The following is a 20292-nucleotide window of genomic DNA, read 5'->3' as shown; positions in this document are numbered from 1 at the left end:
AGGACGATGAGTGATAATATATGCAATCGCATATGTGTGATAAAGATAACGCGGATAGAGTTTCTATCCGCGTACACTTAGAACGAGGACAGGGAGGATTGTTCCTTGCCGACAATTAATCAATTGGTCCGAAAGGGCCGTTCGAACAAACAGAAAAAGGTGAAGGCCCCTGCGTTGCTGTATTCGTACAACGCGTTGAAGAACAGGACCTCCCGCCTGCGTGGGTCGCCCCAGAAGCGTGGCGTCTGCACACAGGTACGTACGATGACCCCTAAGAAGCCGAATTCGGCAATGCGTAAGATTGCTCGTGTTCGTCTTTCAAACCAGATGGAAGTTACTGCATACATTCCTGGTGAAGGGCATAACTTGCAGGAGCACTCGGTAGTGCTTATTCGTGGCGGTCGTGTAAAAGACCTGCCGAGTGTCCGCTATCATATCGTACGCGGCACACTGGACAGCGAAGGCGTTTCAAAGCGCCGTCGTGGTCGCTCCAAGTATGGAGCCAAGCGTCCGAAACCCGGACAGGCAACCGCCCCGACAAAGGGCAAAAGGTAAGACACGCAGTAGTTAATTGCGGGGGCTGGTGAGCAATACCGCATATCGCCCGCCCGCTAAGGCCCGGTGCAAAGGTCAGTCGCGTGTACCATGTGTACAAAGAAGGCGCGACCTATTTTCAGCGGGAAGAGGATACTGCAAAGGTCGGTAAATCACACGTCATTGTAGACGGGTACGCAGCCGGAGCAAGGTGATGGTACCCGTCATATTGCGATGATAGTCGGGTGTTCTCCTGGTTCAGTCACTTCGATCCGAAGGCGAGAATAACGACGACGGACTCGAAGGGTAGTAGTTATCTGACGATGTGGAAAGGCACCCGCGTGTAGGCGTTCGAAGAAGATCAAGGCGCGCACGCCCGAGATCGGATCGACGCCTTTTCTGGTGTCCGTTAGGTACCTCACACAGGGATGGGGAGTGAAGCACATCAGTCGTATAGTTGCTGTGCTGGTCAAGTATGTTTGATGGAAGCAGTCTTCCGCCAGAACCTAAGGGAAAACGCGAAAACCAGAGATCCGGATGGTCCCCAGCGGTGGGGGTAAGATTGACGAAAAGCAAGCAGATCCGAATGACACACTGAGGAGGCAGAACATGCCAAGACGTAAGAGAGTGGTGCGAAGACCGGATGTACCAGATGCCAAGTACAAGAGCCGAAATGTAGCCCGCTTCGTAAATAAGATGATGATTGATGGCAAGCGTAGCCTTGCCGAGCGCATCATTTATGATGCGTTTGACGCCATTGAAGCCAAGCAAAAACGTCCTCCAATCGAGGTGTTTGAGCAAGCTTTGAGAAATGCCACACCAAGCATCGAGGTCAAACCTCGTCGTGTAGGTGGCTCGACATATCAGGTGCCGATTGATGTACGGAAAGATCGCGGAAACGCCCTGGCCATGCGCTGGCTGATCAAATCTTCCCGTTCACGCAATGGACGCTCGATGTCAGAGAAGCTGGCAAACGAGTTAATGGATGCAGCTGCGGGTCAGGGTGCAACCATTAAAAAACGTGAGGAGACCCACAAGATGGCGGAGTCCAATAAAGCCTTCGCTCATTATCGCTGGTAAAAACACATCATGGCAAGAGAATATCCACTCGCGAAAACACGAAATATTGGTATCATCGCTCATATTGACGCTGGTAAAACGACCACCACCGAGCGTATCCTGTTCTACACCAAGAAGATCCACCGTATTGGTGAGGTGCACGAAGGGGCTGCGACGATGGACTGGATGGCGCAGGAGCAAGAGCGTGGCATCACGATCACCTCGGCTGCTACCACCTGTTTCTGGCAGGACCACCGCATCAATATCATTGATACCCCGGGCCACGTAGACTTTACCGCTGAAGTTGAGCGCTCGCTGCGCGTCCTCGACGGTGGCGTGGTAGTCTTCGACGGCGTCGCGGGCGTAGAGCCTCAGTCCGAGACTGTATGGCGCCAGGCCGACAAGTATAATGTTCCGCGGATGTGCTTCGTGAACAAGCTGGACCGCACCGGTGCCGATTTCTGGCGCTGTGTGGACATGATTGGCGATCGCTTGACGAAACACGCACTTCCGATTCAGATCCCGATTGGTATCGAGTCCGACTTCAAAGGGTACATCGACCTTCTGGAGCAGCAGGCCATTGTCTACACCGATGACCTGGGTACAACGTCGAAGCACGTTGATATCCCCGAGAATCTGCAGGCCGACTTTGAGCAGCATCGCGAGAAGCTGATCGAGACGATTGCAGAGACCGACGAAGAGTTGACCCTGAAATACCTTGAGGGCGAAGAGATTACCAAAGAAGAGCTGATTGCAGCCCTGCGCAAAGCCACCATCGCGAACAAACTTGTGCCCGTTTTGTGTGGTAGCTCCTTGAAAAACAAGGGCGTTCAAGCTATGCTTGACGCGGTAGTTGCTTTCTTGCCTTCTCCATTGGATATCGATCCTCCCACTGGTGTTGATCCTAACACCGAAGAGGAGATTGCCCGCGAGGTTTCGGACGAGGCACCATTTAGCGCGCTGGTCTTTAAGATCGTCTCTGACCCATTTGTCGGTAGACTTTCCTATCTGCGTGTCTATTCTGGTACAATGACTAAGGGCGGCTCGATGGAAAACACCACCAAGGGGAAAACCGAGCGCATTGGTCGTTTGCTGCGTATGCATGCTAACCACCGCGAGGATATCGATGAGATTCGCGCTGGTGACATTTGTGCGGCCGTTGGTCTGCGTAACACCTTTACCGGTGACACGCTCAGCGATCCACAGAAGCCGATCATCCTGGAGTCGATTCAGTTCCCAGAGCCGGTGATCGAGCTGGCTGTAGAGCCAAGGACCCGCGCGGACCAGGAAAAGATGGGCATCGCCCTTGGTAAGCTGGCTGAAGAAGATCCGACCTTCCGCGTCCACACGGACGAAGAGAGCGGTCAGACCATCATCGCCGGTATGGGTGAGTTACACCTGGACGTTATCACCGATCGTCTCTTCCGCGAATTCAAAGTCGAGGCGAATGTTGGTCGTCCACAGGTAGCGTATCGTGAGACCATCTCGAAGCAGGCACAGGCACAGGGTAAGCACGTTCGTCAGACTGGTGGTCATGGTCAATATGGTGATGTATGGCTGCGGGTTGAGCCAAACGAAACCGGCAAAGGCTTTGAGTTCGTCAACGGCATTGTCGGTGGTGTGGTTCCCAAGGAATACATCAAACCAGTTGAAAACGGTGTCCGCGAGACATTGGAGAACGGTATCGTAGCCGGTTTCCCAATGATCGACGTCAAGGTTACACTGTACGATGGTTCATACCACGATGTAGACTCAAGTGAAATGGCCTTTAAAACCGCTGGTTCGATTGGTATCAAAAACGCGGTAGCCAAGGCTGATCCAATTATCCTTGAGCCGATGATGAAAGTCGAAGTCACGACTTCCGAAGAGTTCTACGGTGATGTAATTGGCGACCTCAACCGCCGCCGAGGCATTATCCAGGGCATGGAATCACGTGGGGCGACGAGTGTGGTGCGGGGTCATGTTCCTCTTTCCGAAATGTTCGGCTACGTGAACGACCTCCGTTCTATGACCAGCGGGCGCGCGGCATACACGATGGAATTCTCGCACTACGAGCCAGTTCCAAGGAATCTGGCCGAGGAGATCATCGCCAAGCGTTCTTCTCGCTAAACGATAACTATGATCCAGGAAGGGCACTCGCAAAAGTGCCCTTCGAACTGAGAACTGAGATAGGTAAAACTGGGAAGATAATTTTCCCTCCCATCACCTCCTGTCATCAAAGAAACTTCTGAATGCATTCAGAAACCGCCACCTTGTGGTCGGCGCTATGCGCCGTCTGGCTGTGAAGAAGTATGTAAACATGAACACAAACATTCATTAATGTACTTTAAATGCTCGGTGCCGAACTCAGGGAACAGGCCGACCGGGTAAAAGTATCTTAACGATGTGTCCTGCGTGTTTGCAGGATAAGAAATAATTAAGAGGGATTGACATGGCTAAGAAAAAGTTCGAGCGGACAAAGCCGCATGTGAACATTGGCACCATCGGACACATTGACCATGGCAAGACGACCCTGACTGCAGCTATCACCAAGGTGCTAGCCGCTGCTCAGCTTGCCAAATATACAGCATTCGACCAGATCGACAAAGCTCCCGAGGAGCGCGAGCGTGGTATCACCATCTCGATTGCTCACCTGGAGTACGAGACTGAGAAGCGCCACTATGCGCACGTCGACTGCCCCGGTCACGCTGACTACATTAAAAACATGATCACCGGTGCCGCCCAGATGGACGGTGCTATCCTCGTCGTAAGTGCTCCTGATGGCCCGATGCCACAGACCCGTGAGCACGTACTGCTTGCTCGTCAGGTAGAAGTGCCATCCATGGTGGTCTTCCTGAACAAGGTCGACATGATGGATGATGAAGAGTTGCTCGAGCTGGTTGAGCTGGAAGTGCGCGAGCTGCTCTCCAAGAACCAGTTCCCTGGCGACGACATTCCCGTCGTGCGTGGTTCGGCCCTGGGTGCTCTCGAGAGCAAGGGCGACCTGTCCCGCAACGATCCTGCTGCCAAGTGCATCTGGGACCTGATGGACCAGGTCGACACCTACATCCCCACCCCACCACGTCCAACCGATCAGCCATTCTTGATGCCTGTAGAAGACGTCTTCGGTATTAAAGGTCGCGGTACCGTGGCCACCGGGCGTATCGAGCGCGGCATCGTCAAGACCGGCGACAGCATTGAGATCGTCGGCATGCAGGAAAACACCCGCTCCGTCGTCGTGACCGGTGTTGAGATGTTCCAGAAGACGCTGGACTCCGGTATGGCTGGCGACAACGTTGGATGTCTGCTGCGTGGTGTTGAGCGTACCGACATCGAGCGCGGCCAGGTTCTGGCCAAGCCCGGTTCGATCAAGCCGCACAAGAACTTCCTGGCACAGGTATACGTCCTCTCGAAAGAAGAGGGTGGCCGCCATACCCCATTCTTCAACGGCTATCGCCCACAGTTCTACGTTCGTACCACGGACGTAACCGGAGCGATCAAGCTGCCCGAGGGTGTCGAGATGGTGATGCCTGGTGACAACATCGAAATGACAGTTGAGCTGATCCAGCCGGTCGCCATGGAAGAGGGCGTGAAATTCGCCATCCGTGAAGGTGGTCGCACCGTTGGTGCTGGTATCTGCACCAAGGTGATCAACTAAGAAAACAGCGGGGGTCATGGACACAGCTCAAGCAGAGCAAACCAATGAGCGAAATCGCCCTCTGACCCCCATCCGTATCAGGAGAGAAAAATGGCTACGGGAGTGAAACAGCGCATCCGCATTCGCCTCAAGGCATTCGATCATCGCATTTTAGATCAGTCGGCGATCCAGATCGTGGATACAGCGCAGCAGACGGGGGCACGAGTCTCAGGGCCGGTGCCACTGCCAACCGAGATCGATAAATACACGGTAATGCGATCACCATTTATCGACAAAGATGCTCGTGAACAGTTCGAGATTCGCACACACAAGCGTCTGATCGACATCATTGATCCGACCAACAAAACTGTTGAAGCCCTGACACGTTTGAACCTGCCCGCAGGCGTGGATATCGAAGTCAAACTGTAAGGATTGCCACGGAAGCAAACGCTATCCCTATAGTTGAAGAGAGGTAAAAAGTATGCTGAATGCATTGTTGGGCAGGAAGGTCGGCATGACCCAGGTATTTGGGCCCAACGGAACGGTCATTCCGGTTACAATCATCGAGGCTGGCCCTTGTGTTGTAACTCAGGTAAAGACCGCAGCCCGCGACGGTTACGAAGCGGTGCAGCTCGGTTTTGAGCAGACGACAACCAAAAACGTAACCCGCCCGGAACTGGGACATCTTGGACAAAGCCTGCCATTATTGAAGGCACAGCGTAAAGCGTTGCAGACCCATCAGCAAGAGCAGCGCAGCGAAGGTGAAGGCGCTGAGAAAGCGACCGACACCAAAAAGAATAGCAAGCAGATTCAGAAGCTGTTAAAGGTTCAGGCGAATCGCCAGCGTCGTCCGGGCCCAAGCCTTGGCCCATTCCGTGTGCTGCGTGAAGTAGGACTGGATGGTAGCAACGAAGGTGTGGAGCTTGGCGCGGAAGTGAACGTCAGCCTGTTCAACGACGGTGAGTCCGTTGACATCATAGGAACCACCAAAGGTAAAGGTTTCCAGGGTGGTGTCAAACGGCATGGATTTAGCGGCGGCCCCAAGACCCATGGTCAGTCGGACCGGCACCGTGCTCCAGGTTCTATTGGTTCAGGCACCACTCCAGGTCGCGTTCTCAAAGGCACCCGGATGGCTGGACAAATGGGTAATGTGCGCGTGACAGCGAAGAAATTGCAAGTGATACAAGCTGATCCTGAGCGCAACCTGCTGGTGGTCAAAGGTTCGGTGCCTGGTGCCAATGGCGGCTTGCTCATGATTAAAAAGCATGTGATGAGGTAACCGAAATGCCCTCGACTACAGTGTATAATCTGGCCGGAGAGGCCGTAGAACAGCTCGAACTGAGCGAGCAGGTGTTCGGAGTCGCCCCAAATATGGCGGTTCTTCACCAGGTTGTGACAGCGCAACTGGTTAATCGCCGACAGGGTAACGCCTCAACCAAGACTCGCGCAGAAGTAGCTGGTGGAAATAACAAGCCGTATCGGCAAAAAGGAACGGGCCGCGCACGTCAGGGTAGTACCCGGGCGCCACAGTTCCGTCATGGTGGTACCGTCTTTGGCCCCAGGCCACATCAATACCATCACGACGTGCCCAAGAAGATGCGCCGCCTGGCTATCCGCTCTGTCCTATCGGACAAAGTTGCCAACGAAAGCTTGATCGTCCTGAATGATCTGGTCCTGGATACTCCTCGCACCAAAGATATGTTGACGATTCTGAGCAAATTGCCGAACAGCGCCGGCAAAAAAGTGCTCATGATGTTGCCACAGCGCGATGAAAACGTTGTATTATCGACGCGAAACATTCCGACCGCTAAAGTGCAGCACGTCTCCTCCATTAACGTTGTGGAGTTGCTGAAGCATGATTATGTAGTGATGCCCGTGAAAACCGTGCGCTGGATCGAAATGGTTTTCGGCGAAGGCCTGAGCGCGGAAGAGGCGACCGCAAGGATCGCTAGCGAAGCCGCGTCAAGTGCCGAGAGCAAAGCGTAAGGCGAGGAGGAGAGACTGTGGAGATCACAGAAATACTGCGCCGGGGTATCGTGACCGAGAAATCGGTTCGGTTGCAAGAGCGTAACCAGTATACCTTTGAGGTGGCAGTTAATGCCAACAAGATTGATGTCCGTCGGGCGGTTGAGCAGCTGTTTAACGTAAAGGTTGTTGCGGTCAACGTGTTGCGCATGCCTGGTAAGCCCCGGCTGATCCGTCGACGTGGTGCTGCTCCTCGACCTGTTGCGGCCCGCGAATGGAAGAAAGCGATTGTCACCCTTGCTGAGGGTGAGTCAATCGATGCATTAAAGGCATAGGGGATTGAGAGATGCCAATTAGACAGTATCGACCAACATCTCCTGGACGTCGCGGTATGTCGGTATCGACCTTTGAGGAGATCACCAAGACAAAACCAGAGAAATCTCTGACTGTTAAGCTGAAAAAGCATGCCGGACGTAATAACCAGGGTAAGATCACGACCCGCCATCATGGCGGTGGTGCCAAGCGCGCCTATCGTATCATTGACTTTAAGCGCAACAAGCTGGGTGTACCCGCCCGCGTGGCCGCGATCGAATACGATCCAAACCGCACGTCGCGCATTGCCCTGCTGCACTATGTAGATGGAGAGAAGCGCTACATCATCGCTCCTCTTGGCCTGCAGGTTGGCGATCGCATCGAGGCTGGCCCGGAAGCCGACATTCGTGTCGGTAACGCGCTGCCCCTGAAGAACATTCCAACCGGTACCACCATCCACAACATCGAGTTGGAGCGCGGCCGTGGTGGTCAGCTCTGTCGCGGTGCTGGTGTTGGTGCCCAGTTGATGGCTAAAGAAGGCGATTACGCCCTTCTGCGCTTGCCCTCGGGCGAGCAGCGTCAGGTCCATATTCTGTGTATGGCCACCATTGGCCAGGTCGGCAACGTCGACCACGAGAACCGGAGCATCGGTAAGGCCGGACGTTCACGTCACCTCGGTCGCCGTCCAACCGTTCGCGGATCTGTTATGAACCCACGAGACCATCCTCATGGTGGTGGTGAGGGTCGCGCACCTATTGGCGGTAAGCCACAGACACCCTGGGGCAAGCCGGCGATGGGCTTCAAGACCCGCAGAAACAAGAGAACGGACCGCTTCATTGTCCGACGCCGCAACGCAGGCAGGAGGAGGAAGTAATCTATGTCGCGCTCAAGAAAAAAAGGGCCATATATTCATGAGTCGCTCAGGAAGAAAATCCTGGTTATGCGCAAAACTGGCGACCGCCGTGTGATCAAAACCTGGTCTCGTGCCTCGATGATCTTTCCTGAAATGGTAGGAATGACCATCGGTGTACACAACGGCAAGACTCATGTACCGGTTTTCGTTAGCGAAAACATGGTTGGCCATAAACTAGGTGAATTTGCCCCCACCCGCCACTATCGTGGTCATGCTGGCGGCAAGAATGAGAAAACCACCAACGTTCGTTAGTGGTAAGTTAAAAAGAGGCTCAAGCGGTGAGCCCTCCGAGGATCTGCAGGGACCAGCTCCCAGGGGCCGACCAGAAAAAGGTGCCCCTTCCTCGGGGTATATTGTGAGGTAGAGATGCAAGTCAGGGCTATTGCAAAAGATATCGGCATTCCGCCGCGCAAGATGCGTCTGGTTACGAACGCGGTGAAAGGGCTTCGGGTAAATGAGGCTCTGGCTATTCTCCAGTTCTTGCCAAACGCCGGTGCGACACCTGTAAGCAAGGTTGTGGCCTCAGCCGCGGCAAATGCGGAGAATAACTACAATCTCAATCCAGATGACCTGTATATTCTTAATATTGTGGCGGATGATTCGTTCCGGATTAAACGTGTGAAACCACGGTCACATGGTCGGGCGGCTCGTATTTTACGTCGCTTTTGTCATGTAACTGTGATCGTCTCGGATGATCCGGCAGACGCTGGTCGTTAGAGACTACAAAAAGGAGGACACTTTTGGGACATAAAGTGCATCCCAATGGGTTCAGACTCGGCGTCGTCAGAGGATGGCAGTCTCGCTGGTATGCCGAGCGTGATTATAAAGATATTCTGGCGGAAGATTTCAAGATTCGTCAGATCATCAATAAAGAACTTGCCAATGCCTCGGTTTCGAAAATCGAGATCGAGCGCACCGCTGCAGACCAGGTCCTGGTCAGAGTTCATACAGCGAAACCTGGTATTGTTATCGGTAAGAGCGGAGAGAAAGTTGACAGATTGCGCAACCTTCTCGAAAGCAGGACCAAGAAGCGCCGCGTGCGCATGGATATCATCGAGATCCGTCAGCCGGAACTGGATGCTCTCCTGGTTGGTCGTAGTATTGCCGAGCAGCTAGAGAAGCGCGTCTCATTCCGGCGCGCGATGAAGCAGGCAGTGCAGAAGACAATGCGCGCCAATGCTAAGGGAGTTCGCATAATCTGTGGTGGTCGTCTGGGTGGTGCGGAGATTGCGCGTACCGAGAAGGAATTCGAGGGAAGCGTTCCGCTGCAGACCCTGCGTGCCGACATCGATTATGGTCAGACAGAGGCCCACACAACCTTTGGTGTTATCGGCATCAAAGTGTGGATCTACAAAGGTGACATCCTGCCCAGCAAGCGTCGTGAGTTAGCTCAGGCTCAAGTGGAAGCCGCCGCGCAACAGACATACGCCCCACGTGATCGTGGTGAGCGTCGCGGTGGTGAGCGTCGTGGTCGTGGCGAGCGCCCTCAGGGCGGCGAGCGCGGTCCACGTACACCAGGAGATCGTCCGCGTGGTGGAGACCGCGGTCCACGTCCTCAAGGGGACCGACCCCAGCGTCCACCCAGACCAGCTGGCGACCGTCCACAAGGTGAGCGCAGTCCACGTCCGCAAGGTGGAGACCGCGGTCCACGTCCTCAAGGGGACCGACCCCAGCGTCCACCCCGGCAGCCACGACCTGAACAGCAGGCACCCGTCAGTGAGAATACTGCGCCAGCAGTAACCCCTGCCGAGACCACACCGTCGACGCCGGATAGCGGGACCACTCAGAGCGAGTAGAGGAGAGCTAAGCCATGTTACTGGCACCATCACGTACAAAATATCGTCGACAGCACCGTGGACGTATGAAAGGCGAGGCCCAGCGCGGCAACACACTCTCTTTCGGCGAATATGGGCTGCAGGCTATGGAAGCCTGTTGGATGGAGGCTCGTCAGATTGAGTCCGCGCGTATCGCGCTCACCCGCTTCATGAAGCGCGGTGGTAAAGTGTGGATCCGCGTGTTCCCTGACAAGCCGATCACCGCCAAACCTGCTGAAACCCGTATGGGTAGCGGTAAAGGTGCTGTAGATCACTGGGTAGCGGTCGTCAAACCGGGCCGCATCATTTTTGAGATTGGCGGCGTTAGCCAGGAAATTGCCAAAGAAGCTGTGCGCCTGGCCGGTCACAAATTGCCCGTGAAGACACGCTTTATTACACGAGGGGAGGCGGAGAGTGTCGAAGCTTAATGACCGCCGTAAAGAAGTTTCTGAATTGTCGGCTGGCGAGGCGCAGAACCAGGTAAAAGAGCTGCGCCTGAAACTGTTCCAACTCCGTTTGCAACAGCAGCGTGGCGAAGTCAAGAATAGCCGCGTGTTCGCGCAGACGCGCAAAGATATCGCGCGCCTCTTGCACCGCCTAACCGTATTGGAGAATGAACAATAATGACACAGCAATCCAATGCGATCACTGCAGAGCAGGCCCTGGCAGCGGCTAAGAAAACTAGCCGCCGCCAGCAGAAGGTCGGCCGCGTGGTCAGCAATAAAGCGGACAAGACGATTGTTGTCGTCGTTGAGTCCTTGAAGAAGCACCGCATTTATAAGCGTACGTTCAAACAGACGACTCGCTTTTATGCGCATGATGAGAACAACAGCTGTAGTGTAGGCGACCTGGTACGTATCGAAGAGAGCCGCCCGCTGAGTAAATTGAAGCGCTGGCGCCTGGTGGAAATCGTGAAATACGGTTCCGGCATTGTTCCAGTCGAGCAAGTAGTGGCTGAGGTCGATCCTAACCTGCAGGATGAGTCCGCTGAGTCGGCGGAATAGGGAGTTTTGACAGATGATTCAGCCACAAACACGCCTGAAAGTCGCCGACAACACTGGCGCTAAAGAAATTATGTGCATTCGCGTTATGAGTGGTTCTTCCAAACGCTATGCCACTGTCGGTGACGTAATTAAGGCCTCAGTCAAGCAGGCCACACCAAATGGACAGGTAAAGAAGGGCGAAGTCGTAAACGCTGTTGTGGTGCGTGTCTCAAAAGAGTATTCACGCCCCGATGGCTCGCACATTCGTTTTGATGAGAACGCTGCCGTGATTATTGCCGCCGGTAATAACCCACGTGGCACGCGTATCTTTGGCCCGGTGGCCCGCGAATTGCGTGAGAAGAACTTCACACGACTCGTTTCGCTCGCACCTGAAGTGCTCTAACGGGGAAGAAAATGGCAACACAAGCAAAGAATAAAAAGCCCCTCCACCTTGCCAAGATGAACATCAAGAAGGGCGACACAGTCGTAATTCTTGCTGGCAAGGATAGAACTAAACGAGGAACCGTTTCGCGGGCGCTTCCTCAGAACAGCAAGGTCATCGTTGAGGGCCTCAACGTTGTGAAGAAGCACATCCGCCCACAGGGCCAGACACGGCAGGGTGGCGTGATCGAGAAAGCCATGCCTTTGCATGTCTCCAACGTCATGTTGATCTGCACCGAGTGCGGTGAGCCAACCCGTGTCGGCATCGAGCGTCGCCCCCTGGGGTCCGACCAGAAGGAACGTCCTGTGCGTATATGCAAGAAGTGCCATAAAGCCATTGCAGACAACACGAGGAGTTAAGAATTATGGCAACAGCATTTAAAGAGCGCTATCGCCAGGAAGTTGTGCCGGCCCTGCAGAAAGAGTTCAACTACGAGAATCCAATGCAGGTCCCGGGTATTCACAAAGTGGTTGTGAATATCGGCATGGGCGAGGTCATCCAGAACGCGAAAGCGATGGATGCCGCCGTCGCCGACCTGGCCGCCATCACCGGGCAGCGTCCGGTGATCACACGCGCCAAGAAATCCGTCGCGGCCTTCAAATTGCGTGAAGGTATGCAGATCGGCTGCATGGTAACCCTGCGCGGTGCCCGGATGGAATACTTCCTGGATAAATTATTGAACGTGGCCCTGCCACGTATCCGCGACTTCCAGGGGATCTCCCCTGACGCATTCGACGGACGCGGCAACTATACCCTGGGCTTGCGTGAACAACTGGTCTTTCCTGAGATCGATTACGATAAAATCGACAAGCTACGCGGCATGGAGATCACTATTGTGACCACCGCGAAGACCGATCAGGAAGGCCGACGGCTGCTCGCATTGATGGGCATGCCCTTTAAGAAGTAACGCTGGAGGGCGAAATGGCAAAAACTTCAATGATTGTAAAGTCGCAGCGTAAGCCTCGTTTCAAGGTACAGCAGCATAACCGCTGCCAGGTCTGCGGCCGACCTCGTGCATACATGCGTAAATTCGGTCTCTGCCGTATCTGCTTCCGCGAGCGTGCGCATCGCGGTGAGCTGCCCGGCGTGACGAAATCGAGCTGGTAGAATCGCGAGCGAAGAGGAAAGGACATGTAGCAAGAAAGCCGGGGGCTTTGACTGCTACGTGATATGGAGGAACATCCATGAATATGACTGATCCCATTGCGGATATGCTTACGCGCATTCGTAATGCGGCAACAGCACGGCATACTCGCGTTTTAATTCCAGCCTCAAAAATGAAGCTGAGTCTTGCGCGTGTGCTTAAAGAAGAAGGCTATGTCAAGGACATCGAGATCCTGAAAGATAATCCGCAGGGCACCCTGCGCCTGACACTACGTTATGTGGAAAAGAAACCCGTCGTAACGCAGTTGAAGCGCGTCAGCAAGCCGGGTCTGCGCGTATACACCAAGCAAGCCAACATTCCCCGCGTACGCGGCGGACTGGGTATTGCGATTCTTTCGACACCAAAGGGCTTGATGACCGGTTCGAACGCTTACAAGCAGGGTCTTGGCGGCGAAGTCATCTGCTACGTCTGGTAGAGGGAGGTATCAAATGTCTCGTATTGGACGTTCTCCAATTGCTGTCCCGTCAAAAGTAGATGTGAAGTGGACAGATAAGAACTTTGTGACGGTCAAGGGTCCCAAAGGTGAGCTATCGCAGCAGATCGATCCTGAACTGGCTTTAAAGCTTGAGGATGGGCAGTTGACGGTTTCGCGCCCTTCGGATTCCCGCGAGCATCGCTCGAAGCATGGCCTGTACCGCACCCTGGTGAACAATATGATCGTCGGTGTGACTACAGGGTATACAAAGTCACTGGAGATCCACGGTGTTGGTTACCGTGCCAACAAAATTGGCAACAACCTGGTTATCCTCGTTGGCTACTCCCACCCCATTGAGGTGCAACCACCTGCAGGCGTTACCTTCTCGGTAGATGGTATCGACGCAGCGACCAAAGCCACAAAGATCAGTGTCAGCGGTATCGACAAGCAACTGGTTGGCGCGGTCGCCGCTGAAATCCGCCGCTTGCGTAAGCCAGAGCCCTATAAAGGCAAAGGTATCCGCTACGCGAATGAGAAGATTCGGCGTAAAGCTGGTAAAGCTGGTAAAGTCGGCGGTAAGAAGAAGTAAGGCTGCACCCCCTTCGTATCCGTGTTACAATCTATCCAGGGGAACCTGGCTAGATTGTTCGCGGATGCGACTTTCTGTCTATTAGTAGCTGAGAAAACTCGCGACAATAGCCAGAGTGTGATACTATAATGTGGGCAATATTTTACCCACCCATTTTGACTGTGCACTGGCCTGAGCACTGCGCAGGCGGCCTGCGATACATATCGCAATGTGCCGATCGCGGGTGCCAGGGACCAGTTTGCCAGCTCATGTGATTCAGCATTGTGTCAAAACGCGATAACGAAGGATTGTACTATGAGGGACGTAGTGCCGACCACGTCGCTCCATGCTCCTTCCGTCAGCGCGTATCCAAAGAAAGGGGAATTGCAAGAGATTGCCTCTTTGTATCAAAAGCAAAGATGAGCTTATATCTTTTGTGATGAAACTATGATTAAGAGATTTGAAGCCAATAAGGCGCGGCTGCGGCGGCACCAGCGTATACGACGCCACTTCGCGGGAACCCCGTCACGTCCACGTTTGAATGTGTTCCGCAGTGGACATCATATCTATGCGCAAATAATAGACGATTCCCTCGGCCTGACCATAGTTGCCGCCTCATCTATGGATGAGAGCTTGAAGAACTTTAAGCCAGAGCCGTCTTCCTCAGCTCCCCAGGCGAGCCAGGTTAGCGAGCCAGCTCCTGAGCCCGAGGCCGTTGAGGCAGCCGCCGAAGCGCCCGCTAAAAAAGGGAAGGGCGCGCGGCAGCCTCGCGCAGCGGCGCCGGTCGTGGAGAAGAAAGTAAAGAAGTCTCCTGTTGATCAACTCGCTGGCATTGCCGGTAACCGTAAGGTTGCGGTGGCACGCGAAGTAGGTAAGATCGTCGCCCAGCGTGCCAAAGAGAAGGGTATTGCCCAGGTTGTCTTTGACCGTGGTGGCTATGCCTATCATGGACGAGTCGCTGCACTTGCTGAAGGCGCTCGTGAGGGTGGCCTGGATTTCTAGGCCCACGAGGCAACCTTTCATGCGTGCACACGTAGGAAAGCGCGCATGAATTTAGAGGAGTAAGACAGAAAATATGGCAAGAATAGATGCTTCAAAACTGAACCTTGAAGAGACCGTGGTGGAAGTGAGCCGCGTCTCCAAGGTTGTGAAAGGCGGCCGACGCTTTAGCATTCGTGCTCTGGTGGTTGTTGGTGATCGCAGTGGGCACGTAGGCTATGGCTTTGGTAAGGCCGGCGAATATACCGAGGCGATCCGTAAGGGTGTTGAGGATGCCAAGAAACACCTGGTCGAGGTTCCTCTGACCGGAACGACCATCCCCTTTGCCGTCAAATCAAACTTCGGTGCATCCGAGGTTCTGCTGAAGCCGGCCGCCCCTGGTACTGGTGTTATCGCCGGTGGCGCTGTGCGTGCGGTCATGGAGGCGGCTGGTATCCGTGACATCCTGACCAAGACACTGGGCAGCACCAATAAGGCGAACACCGTGCAGGCCTGTATCGTCGGTCTGCGCGAACTGCGCTCGGCCGATGCCGAGGCTGCCCGTCGTGGTAAAACCGTTGTCGAGCTTTTGGGCCGCAAACGTGCCGAGCAGCTGGCCGCAGCTACTGCCGCAGCCGCTGAGCAAGCCGCAGCCGCCCGTGCCGCCCGCGAAGAAGAGATCCGTGAGAGCCGCGCGATATCCGGCCGTCGCGATCGCGGTGGTGACCGCCGTGGTGGTGGTGATCGCCGTGGTGGTGGTGACCGCCGTGGCGGCGGTGATCGCCGATAGGAGTTGGAGAAAATGGCAAAACTGCGTGTAAAATGGGTCAAAAGCTCTATCGGCTACCCAAAAGATCAGAAAGCAACGATTCAGGCTCTGGGCTTGCGCAAGCTGCAGCATACTGTTGAGCATGATGATCAGCCCGCTGTGCGTGGTATGATCCGCAAGGTGAGCCACCTGGTTCAAGTAGAGGAGATTATCAGTGAAACTCTCTGATTTGCGACCCGCTCCCGGTTCTCACAAGGCAGAGCGCCGCGTCGGACGTGGTCACGGCTCCGGTCGTGGTAAGACCGCTGGCCGTGGTACAAAGGGTCAGAAGGCCCGTACTGGTGGGCATGTTAACCGCTCATTCAATGGCGGTCAGACACGCCTGAACAAGCGTTTACCATTCGTTCGCGGTCTTGGCAATGGTACTTCCGCTTTCCGCGACGAATATACTATTATTAATATTGTAGACCTTGAGTTGTTTGAGGGTGGCTCTCAGGTTCGTCCTGAGGATCTGGCCGCCCAGGGATTGGCGACTCCCGCCCAGGGCAAGGGCCTGATCAAGGTTCTTGGCGATGGCGAGATCGATCGCGCGCTGACCGTGCATGCGCATAAGTTTTCTGCGAGCGCGAAGGCCAAGATCGAGGCTGCCGGTGGTAGCGTGGAGATCATCCCAACGCGTGTCTACGAAAAGACAAAACGCCGTAAGGACGAAAACAAGGAGACAGCTGAAGCTGCACAGTAGCCAATCAGCGCCAGGGAGAAAGGTTACGCTCTCTCCCTGGCATCCTGTTTCTCCTTCTACACGCTGTGCAATGACCTGTGTTTGCGTTCTTCGCAAAAGGAGGCTCCCATGTGGGAAAAGCTGCGTAGCATCTGGACAGTCCCTGATCTGCGCAAAAAGATCCTCTTCACGCTAGGTATGCTGCTCGTATTCCGCATCCTGGCCCACATCAACGTCCCGTTGTCACCTGATGAGCAGAAGAATCTGAATAGTCTTTTTAACAAAGGTGATAATCCGGTTGGGCAGCTGCTCGGCTTGCTCGATGTATTTTCTGGCGGATCTTTGCAGAACTTCTCTATCGTTGCTTTTTCTGTTTACCCCTATATTACTGCCACCATTGTGATGCAACTTTTGCAGCCCATCATTCCAGCGTTGCAGAATTTGTCTGCTCAGGGTGAGGCGGGCCGTCTGCGCTTCAGTCAGATCACTCGTATTATTACGGTGCCGCTGGCGTTTCTGCAGGCTCTGGGCCAATGCGCTCTCTTCCAACAAGAGCAGGTGTTGCAGCACTTCAACCTGATCGATCCTCAGTATGCGTTGCAGTCGTTCGCGATCGTGGCATCTTTGATCACCGGTACGATGATTCTGGTCTGGCTGGGTGAGCTGATTACCGAAAAAGGTATCGGCAATGGTATCTCGATTATCATTCTGGCCAATATCCTCAGTAACCTGCCCAAGTACGTGCAGCAGGGTATTACCGCTGCTCAGTCCGGTGGCAGTGGCGCTGTGGTTAGCCTGGGTGTATTCGCGATCATCGGTGTCATCACTATTCTGGGTATCATCTATATTTACCTGGGACAGCGACGTGTTCCTGTTCAGTATCCAACCAAGCGTAACGTTGGCCGTAACATGATGGTTGGATCTGCGCAGACCACATATATTCCGATGCAGGTCAATAGCGCGGGTATGATTCCGCTCATCTTCGCGTCGTCGATGCTGCTTTTCCCAACGGTCATTGCTCGCTATCTGAGCACAAGTAGTACACCCTGGATCAAGAACGCGGCTCTCTGGGTCTCGATCAACCTGATCAACCCCACTGAGTGGTGGTATTGGCTCTTTAACTTCCTGCTGGTTGTGGCTTTCACCTACTTCTATGCGTATGTGATGTGGCAGCAGCAGAATATTCCAGAGAACTTGCAGAAGCAGGGTGCGTTTATTCCGGGCTATCGTCCGGGCGAACCGACCAGTCGTTATCTTATGAATATCCTGAATCGTATCACCCTGGCGGGAGCCTTATTCCTCGGAGTGATTACGGTTTTGCCGTTCGTCGCTCGTGTGGGTGGTAATCAGATGCTGGGCGCGGCCGCGCTTCTGATCGCTGTAGGCGTCGTGCTCGACACGGTCCGACAGCTGGAATCCCAGATGGTGATGCGTAACTATTCAGGTTTTCTTTCCTAGACAAGGGGTTTAAAGGTGGCTGTTTCACTGGTTTCCCTTGCATGTCTATTGTTTGCGGGGAAATGCGATGAAGCATTTTCTCCTAGGGGGAAGTGCAACGCTGCACTTCTTCGAATTTCCTGCGGAGGAAAATCGTGAATATTATCCTGATCGGTGCACAAGGGTCCGGAAAAGGGACACAGGCTGAGCGCCTGGCCCACTCTCTGGGCATGCACCATGTTTCAAGTGGTGACCTGTTTCGTAAAGAGTCCGAAGCTGGCACAGAGTTTGGTAAACAGGCTCAGGCCTACTTCGATCGTGGTGAATTAGTTCCTGATGATTTAACAGTGGCTATGGTGTTGAAGCATATTTCAGCTGAGAAGTATGCACGCGACGGAGTCCTCCTGGATGGTTTTCCTCGAACTATTGCACAGGCGAAAGCACTTGACCAAGGATTGTCACCTGTTGGTCGGTCTATAGATTGTAGCCTTTACCTGGAAGTACCGCGTGAAGAGTTGCTTCACCGCCTTTCGGGCCGCTACATTTGCCGGGCCCATCAACATGTGTATAATATTGAAACGAATCCTCCCAAAAATCCGGGTGTCTGTGATCTGGATGGAAGTGAGCTGTATCAACGAGCCGATGATAAGGGTGAGGCGATACAAAAACGGTTAGACACGTTCTTTAATGAAACCATTCGATTGTTAGATTATTATAAGCAGCAGCACAAGCTGCAGACTGTGAATGGTAATCAAAGCATCGAGCAGGTGTCACAAAGCCTTATTGATGCCGTTCAAGGCTGTCATAAGTAAAAAGAATTTCTGGTATGGACGGGGCCGGGAATGACCAAAAAGGGAATTCCCACTCGACACCTCAGAGAAAGTATGCTATAATTCGTAGTTGGCTGCAGCAGTAAATACTGCTGCCCTTTTGTACTTTCAAGTGCATGGAAAACTGCAGTATAATCCGCAAATGCTCGTGCAATGGCTGCTGTACGAGGCATCACTGCTACGCATATATGCAGGAATAGAGAATGTGGTCCCGCCGCTAGGGAAAGGATGTTATGCCAAAAAAGGATGAAATTGAGGTTGAGGGTAAAGTGTTGGAATCCCTCCCCAATGCCATGTTTAAAGTAGAGATTGATGAAAACCACCAGGTTCTGGCTGTCCTATCGGGTCGTATGCGTATGAACTTCATACGTATCGTACCAGGTGATAAGGTTAGGATTGTGCTATCCCCCTATGACCTGACACGAGGGCGCATAACATGGCGTGCGCGATGATGAGGCCTCTGGCTGGCTGGCGTGCTGATCCGTCCGTTTGGTTTTAAGCACGCGCCCATCATTGTTCCTTTTCTCCTATCGGTATCTTTTCGGTACACTGGCCGGGTAAGTAGGAAGCATGTTGTTATCCGTTTCAAGTGATTCTCTACTTCCGTCCGTCGTTGCCTGGTTCATGGGACGAGCAAGCGGGCCTTGATGTGCTGTAGGCCCCATGGCTCTGGCTATGGCTGGCAATGGGTAATCAATGTGAATTTTTATGTCAAATATGAGGAGAGGCAGACATGAAAGTAAGCGCCTCAGTTAAGCCGCGCTGTGATAGCTGCAAAATCATTCGCCGCAAACGTGTGGTGATGGTTATTTGTAGCAAAGATCCAAAACATAAACAGAAACAGGGCTAATCAGGGTTTTGATTTTCGGCTCTGCCCCGCCCACAGTCAGGTGGGTGGTGAGCGAGTGGCCCATAAAAATTGAAACGCAAAGCTGGAGGAAAAGATGGCAAGAATCGCCGGCGTAGACATTCCGCGAGAGAAGCGTGTGGAAATTTCGCTGTGCTATATCTATGGTATTGGGCTGACGACCAGTCGCAAGATCCTGGAGCGTACACGTATTAATCCAGATACACGGGTAAAGAACCTGACCGAAGAAGAAGTCAATCGTCTCCGTGAAGTTATTGATCGCGAACACAAAGTTGAAGGCGACCTGCGCCGTGAAGTTGATATGAATATCAAACGGCTGATCGAGATCAACTGCTATCGTGGTATGCGCCACCGTCGTAACCTGCCGGTGCGTGGACAGCGCACACGTACAAATGCGCGCACACGCCGTGGTCCAAAACGTACGGTTGCTGGCAAGAAGAAAGCTGCAGCGAAGAAGTAACGCAGGAGAGAGATTGTAAAAATGGCAGACAAAAAGAAACCAACCGGCAAAATCAGGCGGCGTGAACGTAAATCAGTTCCCCGTGGTCAGGCTCATATTCAGGCAACATTCAACAATACGATTGTGACCCTCACCGACCCTAACGGAAACGTGCTTTCCTGGGGAAGCGCTGGTGGTCAGGGCTTCAAGGGCTCCCGTAAGAGCACCCCTTATGCTGCTCAGGTGACTGCGGAGACCGCAGCTCGCAAAGCGATGGAGCATGGCCTGCGACAGATTGATGTCTTCGTAAAAGGCCCGGGCTCTGGCCGTGAGGCAGCGATCCGCTCTTTGCAGTCGGCTGGCCTCTCAGTCACTTCAATTACAGATGTTACACCTATTCCGCACAACGGTTGCCGACCGCCCAAGCGTCGTCGTGTATAAGTAGCCGTAGTGATCGGTGAGGA

General features: G+C 53.7%; 29 protein-coding genes and 3 pseudogenes. All 32 read left to right on the top strand.

The window, feature by feature from the left end; all coding sequences use genetic code 11:
• Positions 1–105 precede the first annotated feature (105 nt).
• The 32 genes and pseudogenes from rpsL to rpsK all read left to right on the top strand — a co-directional run bounded on the left by rpsL (position 106) and on the right by rpsK (position 20269).
• A complete protein-coding gene (rpsL, locus tag AABA21_RS22805) occupies positions 106–555 on the top strand; it encodes a 30S ribosomal protein S12 (protein ID WP_338253894.1) in 450 nt (149 codons plus the stop codon).
• 588 nt (positions 556–1143) lie between these two features.
• Positions 1144–1614 carry a 30S ribosomal protein S7 gene (gene rpsG, locus AABA21_RS22800; protein ID WP_126595706.1) on the top strand — a complete coding sequence of 157 codons (471 nt, stop codon included), beginning with the start codon at positions 1144–1146 and terminating at the stop codon, positions 1612–1614.
• Positions 1615–1623: 9 nt separating this feature from the next.
• Entirely contained in the window at positions 1624–3702 is a 2079-nt protein-coding gene (gene fusA, locus AABA21_RS22795) for an elongation factor G (RefSeq protein WP_338253892.1), read from the top strand.
• A gap of 322 nt (positions 3703–4024) precedes the next feature.
• Positions 4025–5230: an elongation factor Tu gene (tuf, locus tag AABA21_RS22790; protein ID WP_338253891.1), complete on the top strand. Its 1206-nt coding sequence runs from the start codon at positions 4025–4027 to the stop codon at positions 5228–5230.
• Positions 5231–5320: 90 nt separating this feature from the next.
• Positions 5321–5638 (top strand): 30S ribosomal protein S10, encoded by a 318-nt coding sequence (gene rpsJ, locus AABA21_RS22785; RefSeq protein WP_126549957.1) that lies wholly within the window; start codon positions 5321–5323, stop codon positions 5636–5638.
• A 52-nt stretch (positions 5639–5690) separates the two neighbouring features.
• On the top strand, positions 5691–6488 hold the full coding sequence (rplC, locus tag AABA21_RS22780) for a 50S ribosomal protein L3 (protein ID WP_338253888.1): 798 nt from the start codon (positions 5691–5693) through the stop codon (positions 6486–6488).
• 5 nt (positions 6489–6493) lie between these two features.
• Positions 6494–7195: a 50S ribosomal protein L4 gene (gene rplD / locus AABA21_RS22775; RefSeq protein ID WP_338253887.1), complete on the top strand. Its 702-nt coding sequence runs from the start codon at positions 6494–6496 to the stop codon at positions 7193–7195.
• Between the two features lie 17 nt (positions 7196–7212).
• Positions 7213–7509, top strand: a complete 297-nt coding sequence (rplW, locus tag AABA21_RS22770) for a 50S ribosomal protein L23 (protein ID WP_126595701.1) — start codon at positions 7213–7215, stop codon at positions 7507–7509.
• A gap of 11 nt (positions 7510–7520) precedes the next feature.
• Complete coding sequence (gene rplB / locus AABA21_RS22765) at positions 7521–8360, top strand: 50S ribosomal protein L2 (protein WP_338253886.1); 840 nt, start codon at positions 7521–7523, stop codon at positions 8358–8360.
• A gap of 3 nt (positions 8361–8363) precedes the next feature.
• The gene (gene rpsS, locus AABA21_RS22760; RefSeq protein ID WP_126549952.1) at positions 8364–8651 is read left to right on the top strand and encodes a 30S ribosomal protein S19; all 288 of its coding nucleotides are present in this window, start codon (positions 8364–8366) and stop codon (positions 8649–8651) included.
• 114 nt (positions 8652–8765) lie between these two features.
• Complete coding sequence (gene rplV, locus AABA21_RS22755; RefSeq protein WP_126549951.1) at positions 8766–9116, top strand: 50S ribosomal protein L22; 351 nt, start codon at positions 8766–8768, stop codon at positions 9114–9116.
• A gap of 23 nt (positions 9117–9139) precedes the next feature.
• The gene (rpsC, locus tag AABA21_RS39480) at positions 9140–10195 is read left to right on the top strand and encodes a 30S ribosomal protein S3 (RefSeq protein ID WP_420917168.1); all 1056 of its coding nucleotides are present in this window, start codon (positions 9140–9142) and stop codon (positions 10193–10195) included.
• Positions 10196–10209: 14 nt separating this feature from the next.
• A complete protein-coding gene (gene rplP / locus AABA21_RS22745) occupies positions 10210–10641 on the top strand; it encodes a 50S ribosomal protein L16 (protein ID WP_338253885.1) in 432 nt (143 codons plus the stop codon).
• Complete coding sequence (gene rpmC / locus AABA21_RS22740) at positions 10628–10837, top strand: 50S ribosomal protein L29 (RefSeq protein ID WP_338253883.1); 210 nt, start codon at positions 10628–10630, stop codon at positions 10835–10837. The genes rplP and rpmC overlap by 14 nt, the downstream gene beginning before the upstream one ends.
• Entirely contained in the window at positions 10837–11217 is a 381-nt protein-coding gene (gene rpsQ, locus AABA21_RS22735; protein WP_420917167.1) for a 30S ribosomal protein S17, read from the top strand. Before rpmC ends, rpsQ begins: the two co-directional genes overlap by 1 nt.
• A 13-nt stretch (positions 11218–11230) precedes the next feature.
• Positions 11231–11599 carry a 50S ribosomal protein L14 gene (gene rplN, locus AABA21_RS22730; RefSeq protein ID WP_126595695.1) on the top strand — a complete coding sequence of 123 codons (369 nt, stop codon included), beginning with the start codon at positions 11231–11233 and terminating at the stop codon, positions 11597–11599.
• A 56-nt stretch (positions 11600–11655) separates the two neighbouring features.
• Positions 11656–11997 (top strand): 50S ribosomal protein L24, encoded by a 342-nt coding sequence (gene rplX, locus AABA21_RS22725; RefSeq protein WP_420917210.1) that lies wholly within the window; start codon positions 11656–11658, stop codon positions 11995–11997.
• 5 nt (positions 11998–12002) lie between these two features.
• Positions 12003–12545: a 50S ribosomal protein L5 gene (rplE, locus tag AABA21_RS22720; RefSeq protein ID WP_126595694.1), complete on the top strand. Its 543-nt coding sequence runs from the start codon at positions 12003–12005 to the stop codon at positions 12543–12545.
• Positions 12546–12559: 14 nt separating this feature from the next.
• A complete protein-coding gene (locus tag AABA21_RS22715; protein WP_338253881.1) occupies positions 12560–12745 on the top strand; it encodes a type Z 30S ribosomal protein S14 in 186 nt (61 codons plus the stop codon).
• Between the two features lie 77 nt (positions 12746–12822).
• Positions 12823–13218: a 30S ribosomal protein S8 gene (gene rpsH, locus AABA21_RS22710; protein ID WP_338253880.1), complete on the top strand. Its 396-nt coding sequence runs from the start codon at positions 12823–12825 to the stop codon at positions 13216–13218.
• A gap of 13 nt (positions 13219–13231) precedes the next feature.
• Positions 13232–13807, top strand: coding sequence for a 50S ribosomal protein L6 (gene rplF, locus AABA21_RS22705; RefSeq protein ID WP_338253879.1), 576 nt, complete (start codon positions 13232–13234; stop codon positions 13805–13807).
• A gap of 426 nt (positions 13808–14233) precedes the next feature.
• Positions 14234–14452: pseudogene (locus tag AABA21_RS22700) on the top strand (50S ribosomal protein L18); the annotation flags it as partial.
• 192 nt (positions 14453–14644) lie between these two features.
• Positions 14645–14788: pseudogene (locus tag AABA21_RS22695) on the top strand (50S ribosomal protein L18); the annotation flags it as partial.
• 73 nt (positions 14789–14861) lie between these two features.
• A pseudogene (gene rpsE / locus AABA21_RS22690) lies at positions 14862–15359 on the top strand (30S ribosomal protein S5); the annotation flags it as partial.
• A gap of 207 nt (positions 15360–15566) precedes the next feature.
• Positions 15567–15761 carry a 50S ribosomal protein L30 gene (rpmD, locus tag AABA21_RS22685; RefSeq protein ID WP_126595689.1) on the top strand — a complete coding sequence of 65 codons (195 nt, stop codon included), beginning with the start codon at positions 15567–15569 and terminating at the stop codon, positions 15759–15761.
• Complete coding sequence (gene rplO / locus AABA21_RS22680; protein WP_338253877.1) at positions 15748–16275, top strand: 50S ribosomal protein L15; 528 nt, start codon at positions 15748–15750, stop codon at positions 16273–16275. The genes rpmD and rplO overlap by 14 nt, the downstream gene beginning before the upstream one ends.
• A 108-nt stretch (positions 16276–16383) precedes the next feature.
• Positions 16384–17712 (top strand): preprotein translocase subunit SecY, encoded by a 1329-nt coding sequence (gene secY / locus AABA21_RS22675; RefSeq protein ID WP_338253875.1) that lies wholly within the window; start codon positions 16384–16386, stop codon positions 17710–17712.
• Positions 17713–17846: 134 nt separating this feature from the next.
• Positions 17847–18503: an adenylate kinase gene (locus AABA21_RS22670; protein WP_338253873.1), complete on the top strand. Its 657-nt coding sequence runs from the start codon at positions 17847–17849 to the stop codon at positions 18501–18503.
• 251 nt (positions 18504–18754) lie between these two features.
• Positions 18755–18973 (top strand): translation initiation factor IF-1, encoded by a 219-nt coding sequence (gene infA / locus AABA21_RS22665; protein WP_126595685.1) that lies wholly within the window; start codon positions 18755–18757, stop codon positions 18971–18973.
• Positions 18974–19254: 281 nt separating this feature from the next.
• Positions 19255–19371, top strand: a complete 117-nt coding sequence (rpmJ, locus tag AABA21_RS22660) for a 50S ribosomal protein L36 (RefSeq protein ID WP_126549935.1) — start codon at positions 19255–19257, stop codon at positions 19369–19371.
• 94 nt (positions 19372–19465) lie between these two features.
• Positions 19466–19849, top strand: coding sequence for a 30S ribosomal protein S13 (gene rpsM, locus AABA21_RS22655; protein WP_126595684.1), 384 nt, complete (start codon positions 19466–19468; stop codon positions 19847–19849).
• A 21-nt stretch (positions 19850–19870) separates the two neighbouring features.
• Positions 19871–20269 carry a 30S ribosomal protein S11 gene (gene rpsK / locus AABA21_RS22650; protein ID WP_126595683.1) on the top strand — a complete coding sequence of 133 codons (399 nt, stop codon included), beginning with the start codon at positions 19871–19873 and terminating at the stop codon, positions 20267–20269.
• Positions 20270–20292: the final 23 nt, after the last annotated feature.

The sequence above is a fragment of the Dictyobacter halimunensis genome (assembly GCF_036245075.1).
Note: the sequence above shows the minus strand (reverse complement) of the source record. Positions and strands in the feature narration are given on the sequence as shown.

Bases quoted from the DNA above. Each gene is read 5' to 3' on its own strand.
- rpsG (WP_126595706.1), top strand. From the start codon at position 1,144: ATGCCAAGACGTAAGAGAGTGGTGCGAAGACCGGATGTACCAGATGCC.
- fusA (WP_338253892.1), top strand. From the start codon at position 1,624: ATGGCAAGAGAATATCCACTCGCGAAAACACGAAATATTGGTATCATC.
- tuf (WP_338253891.1), top strand. From the start codon at position 4,025: ATGGCTAAGAAAAAGTTCGAGCGGACAAAGCCGCATGTGAACATTGGC.
- rpsJ (WP_126549957.1), top strand. From the start codon at position 5,321: ATGGCTACGGGAGTGAAACAGCGCATCCGCATTCGCCTCAAGGCATTC.
- rplC (WP_338253888.1), top strand. From the start codon at position 5,691: ATGCTGAATGCATTGTTGGGCAGGAAGGTCGGCATGACCCAGGTATTT.
- rplD (WP_338253887.1), top strand. From the start codon at position 6,494: ATGCCCTCGACTACAGTGTATAATCTGGCCGGAGAGGCCGTAGAACAG.
- rplB (WP_338253886.1), top strand. From the start codon at position 7,521: ATGCCAATTAGACAGTATCGACCAACATCTCCTGGACGTCGCGGTATG.
- rpsS (WP_126549952.1), top strand. From the start codon at position 8,364: ATGTCGCGCTCAAGAAAAAAAGGGCCATATATTCATGAGTCGCTCAGG.
- rplV (WP_126549951.1), top strand. From the start codon at position 8,766: ATGCAAGTCAGGGCTATTGCAAAAGATATCGGCATTCCGCCGCGCAAG.
- rplP (WP_338253885.1), top strand. From the start codon at position 10,210: ATGTTACTGGCACCATCACGTACAAAATATCGTCGACAGCACCGTGGA.
- rpsQ (WP_420917167.1), top strand. From the start codon at position 10,837: ATGACACAGCAATCCAATGCGATCACTGCAGAGCAGGCCCTGGCAGCG.
- rplN (WP_126595695.1), top strand. From the start codon at position 11,231: ATGATTCAGCCACAAACACGCCTGAAAGTCGCCGACAACACTGGCGCT.
- rplX (WP_420917210.1), top strand. From the start codon at position 11,656: ATGAACATCAAGAAGGGCGACACAGTCGTAATTCTTGCTGGCAAGGAT.
- rplE (WP_126595694.1), top strand. From the start codon at position 12,003: ATGGCAACAGCATTTAAAGAGCGCTATCGCCAGGAAGTTGTGCCGGCC.
- AABA21_RS22715 (WP_338253881.1), top strand. From the start codon at position 12,560: ATGGCAAAAACTTCAATGATTGTAAAGTCGCAGCGTAAGCCTCGTTTC.
- rpsH (WP_338253880.1), top strand. From the start codon at position 12,823: ATGAATATGACTGATCCCATTGCGGATATGCTTACGCGCATTCGTAAT.
- rplF (WP_338253879.1), top strand. From the start codon at position 13,232: ATGTCTCGTATTGGACGTTCTCCAATTGCTGTCCCGTCAAAAGTAGAT.
- rpmD (WP_126595689.1), top strand. From the start codon at position 15,567: ATGGCAAAACTGCGTGTAAAATGGGTCAAAAGCTCTATCGGCTACCCA.
- secY (WP_338253875.1), top strand. From the start codon at position 16,384: ATGTGGGAAAAGCTGCGTAGCATCTGGACAGTCCCTGATCTGCGCAAA.
- infA (WP_126595685.1), top strand. From the start codon at position 18,755: ATGCCAAAAAAGGATGAAATTGAGGTTGAGGGTAAAGTGTTGGAATCC.
- rpmJ (WP_126549935.1), top strand. From the start codon at position 19,255: ATGAAAGTAAGCGCCTCAGTTAAGCCGCGCTGTGATAGCTGCAAAATC.
- rpsM (WP_126595684.1), top strand. From the start codon at position 19,466: ATGGCAAGAATCGCCGGCGTAGACATTCCGCGAGAGAAGCGTGTGGAA.
- rpsK (WP_126595683.1), top strand. From the start codon at position 19,871: ATGGCAGACAAAAAGAAACCAACCGGCAAAATCAGGCGGCGTGAACGT.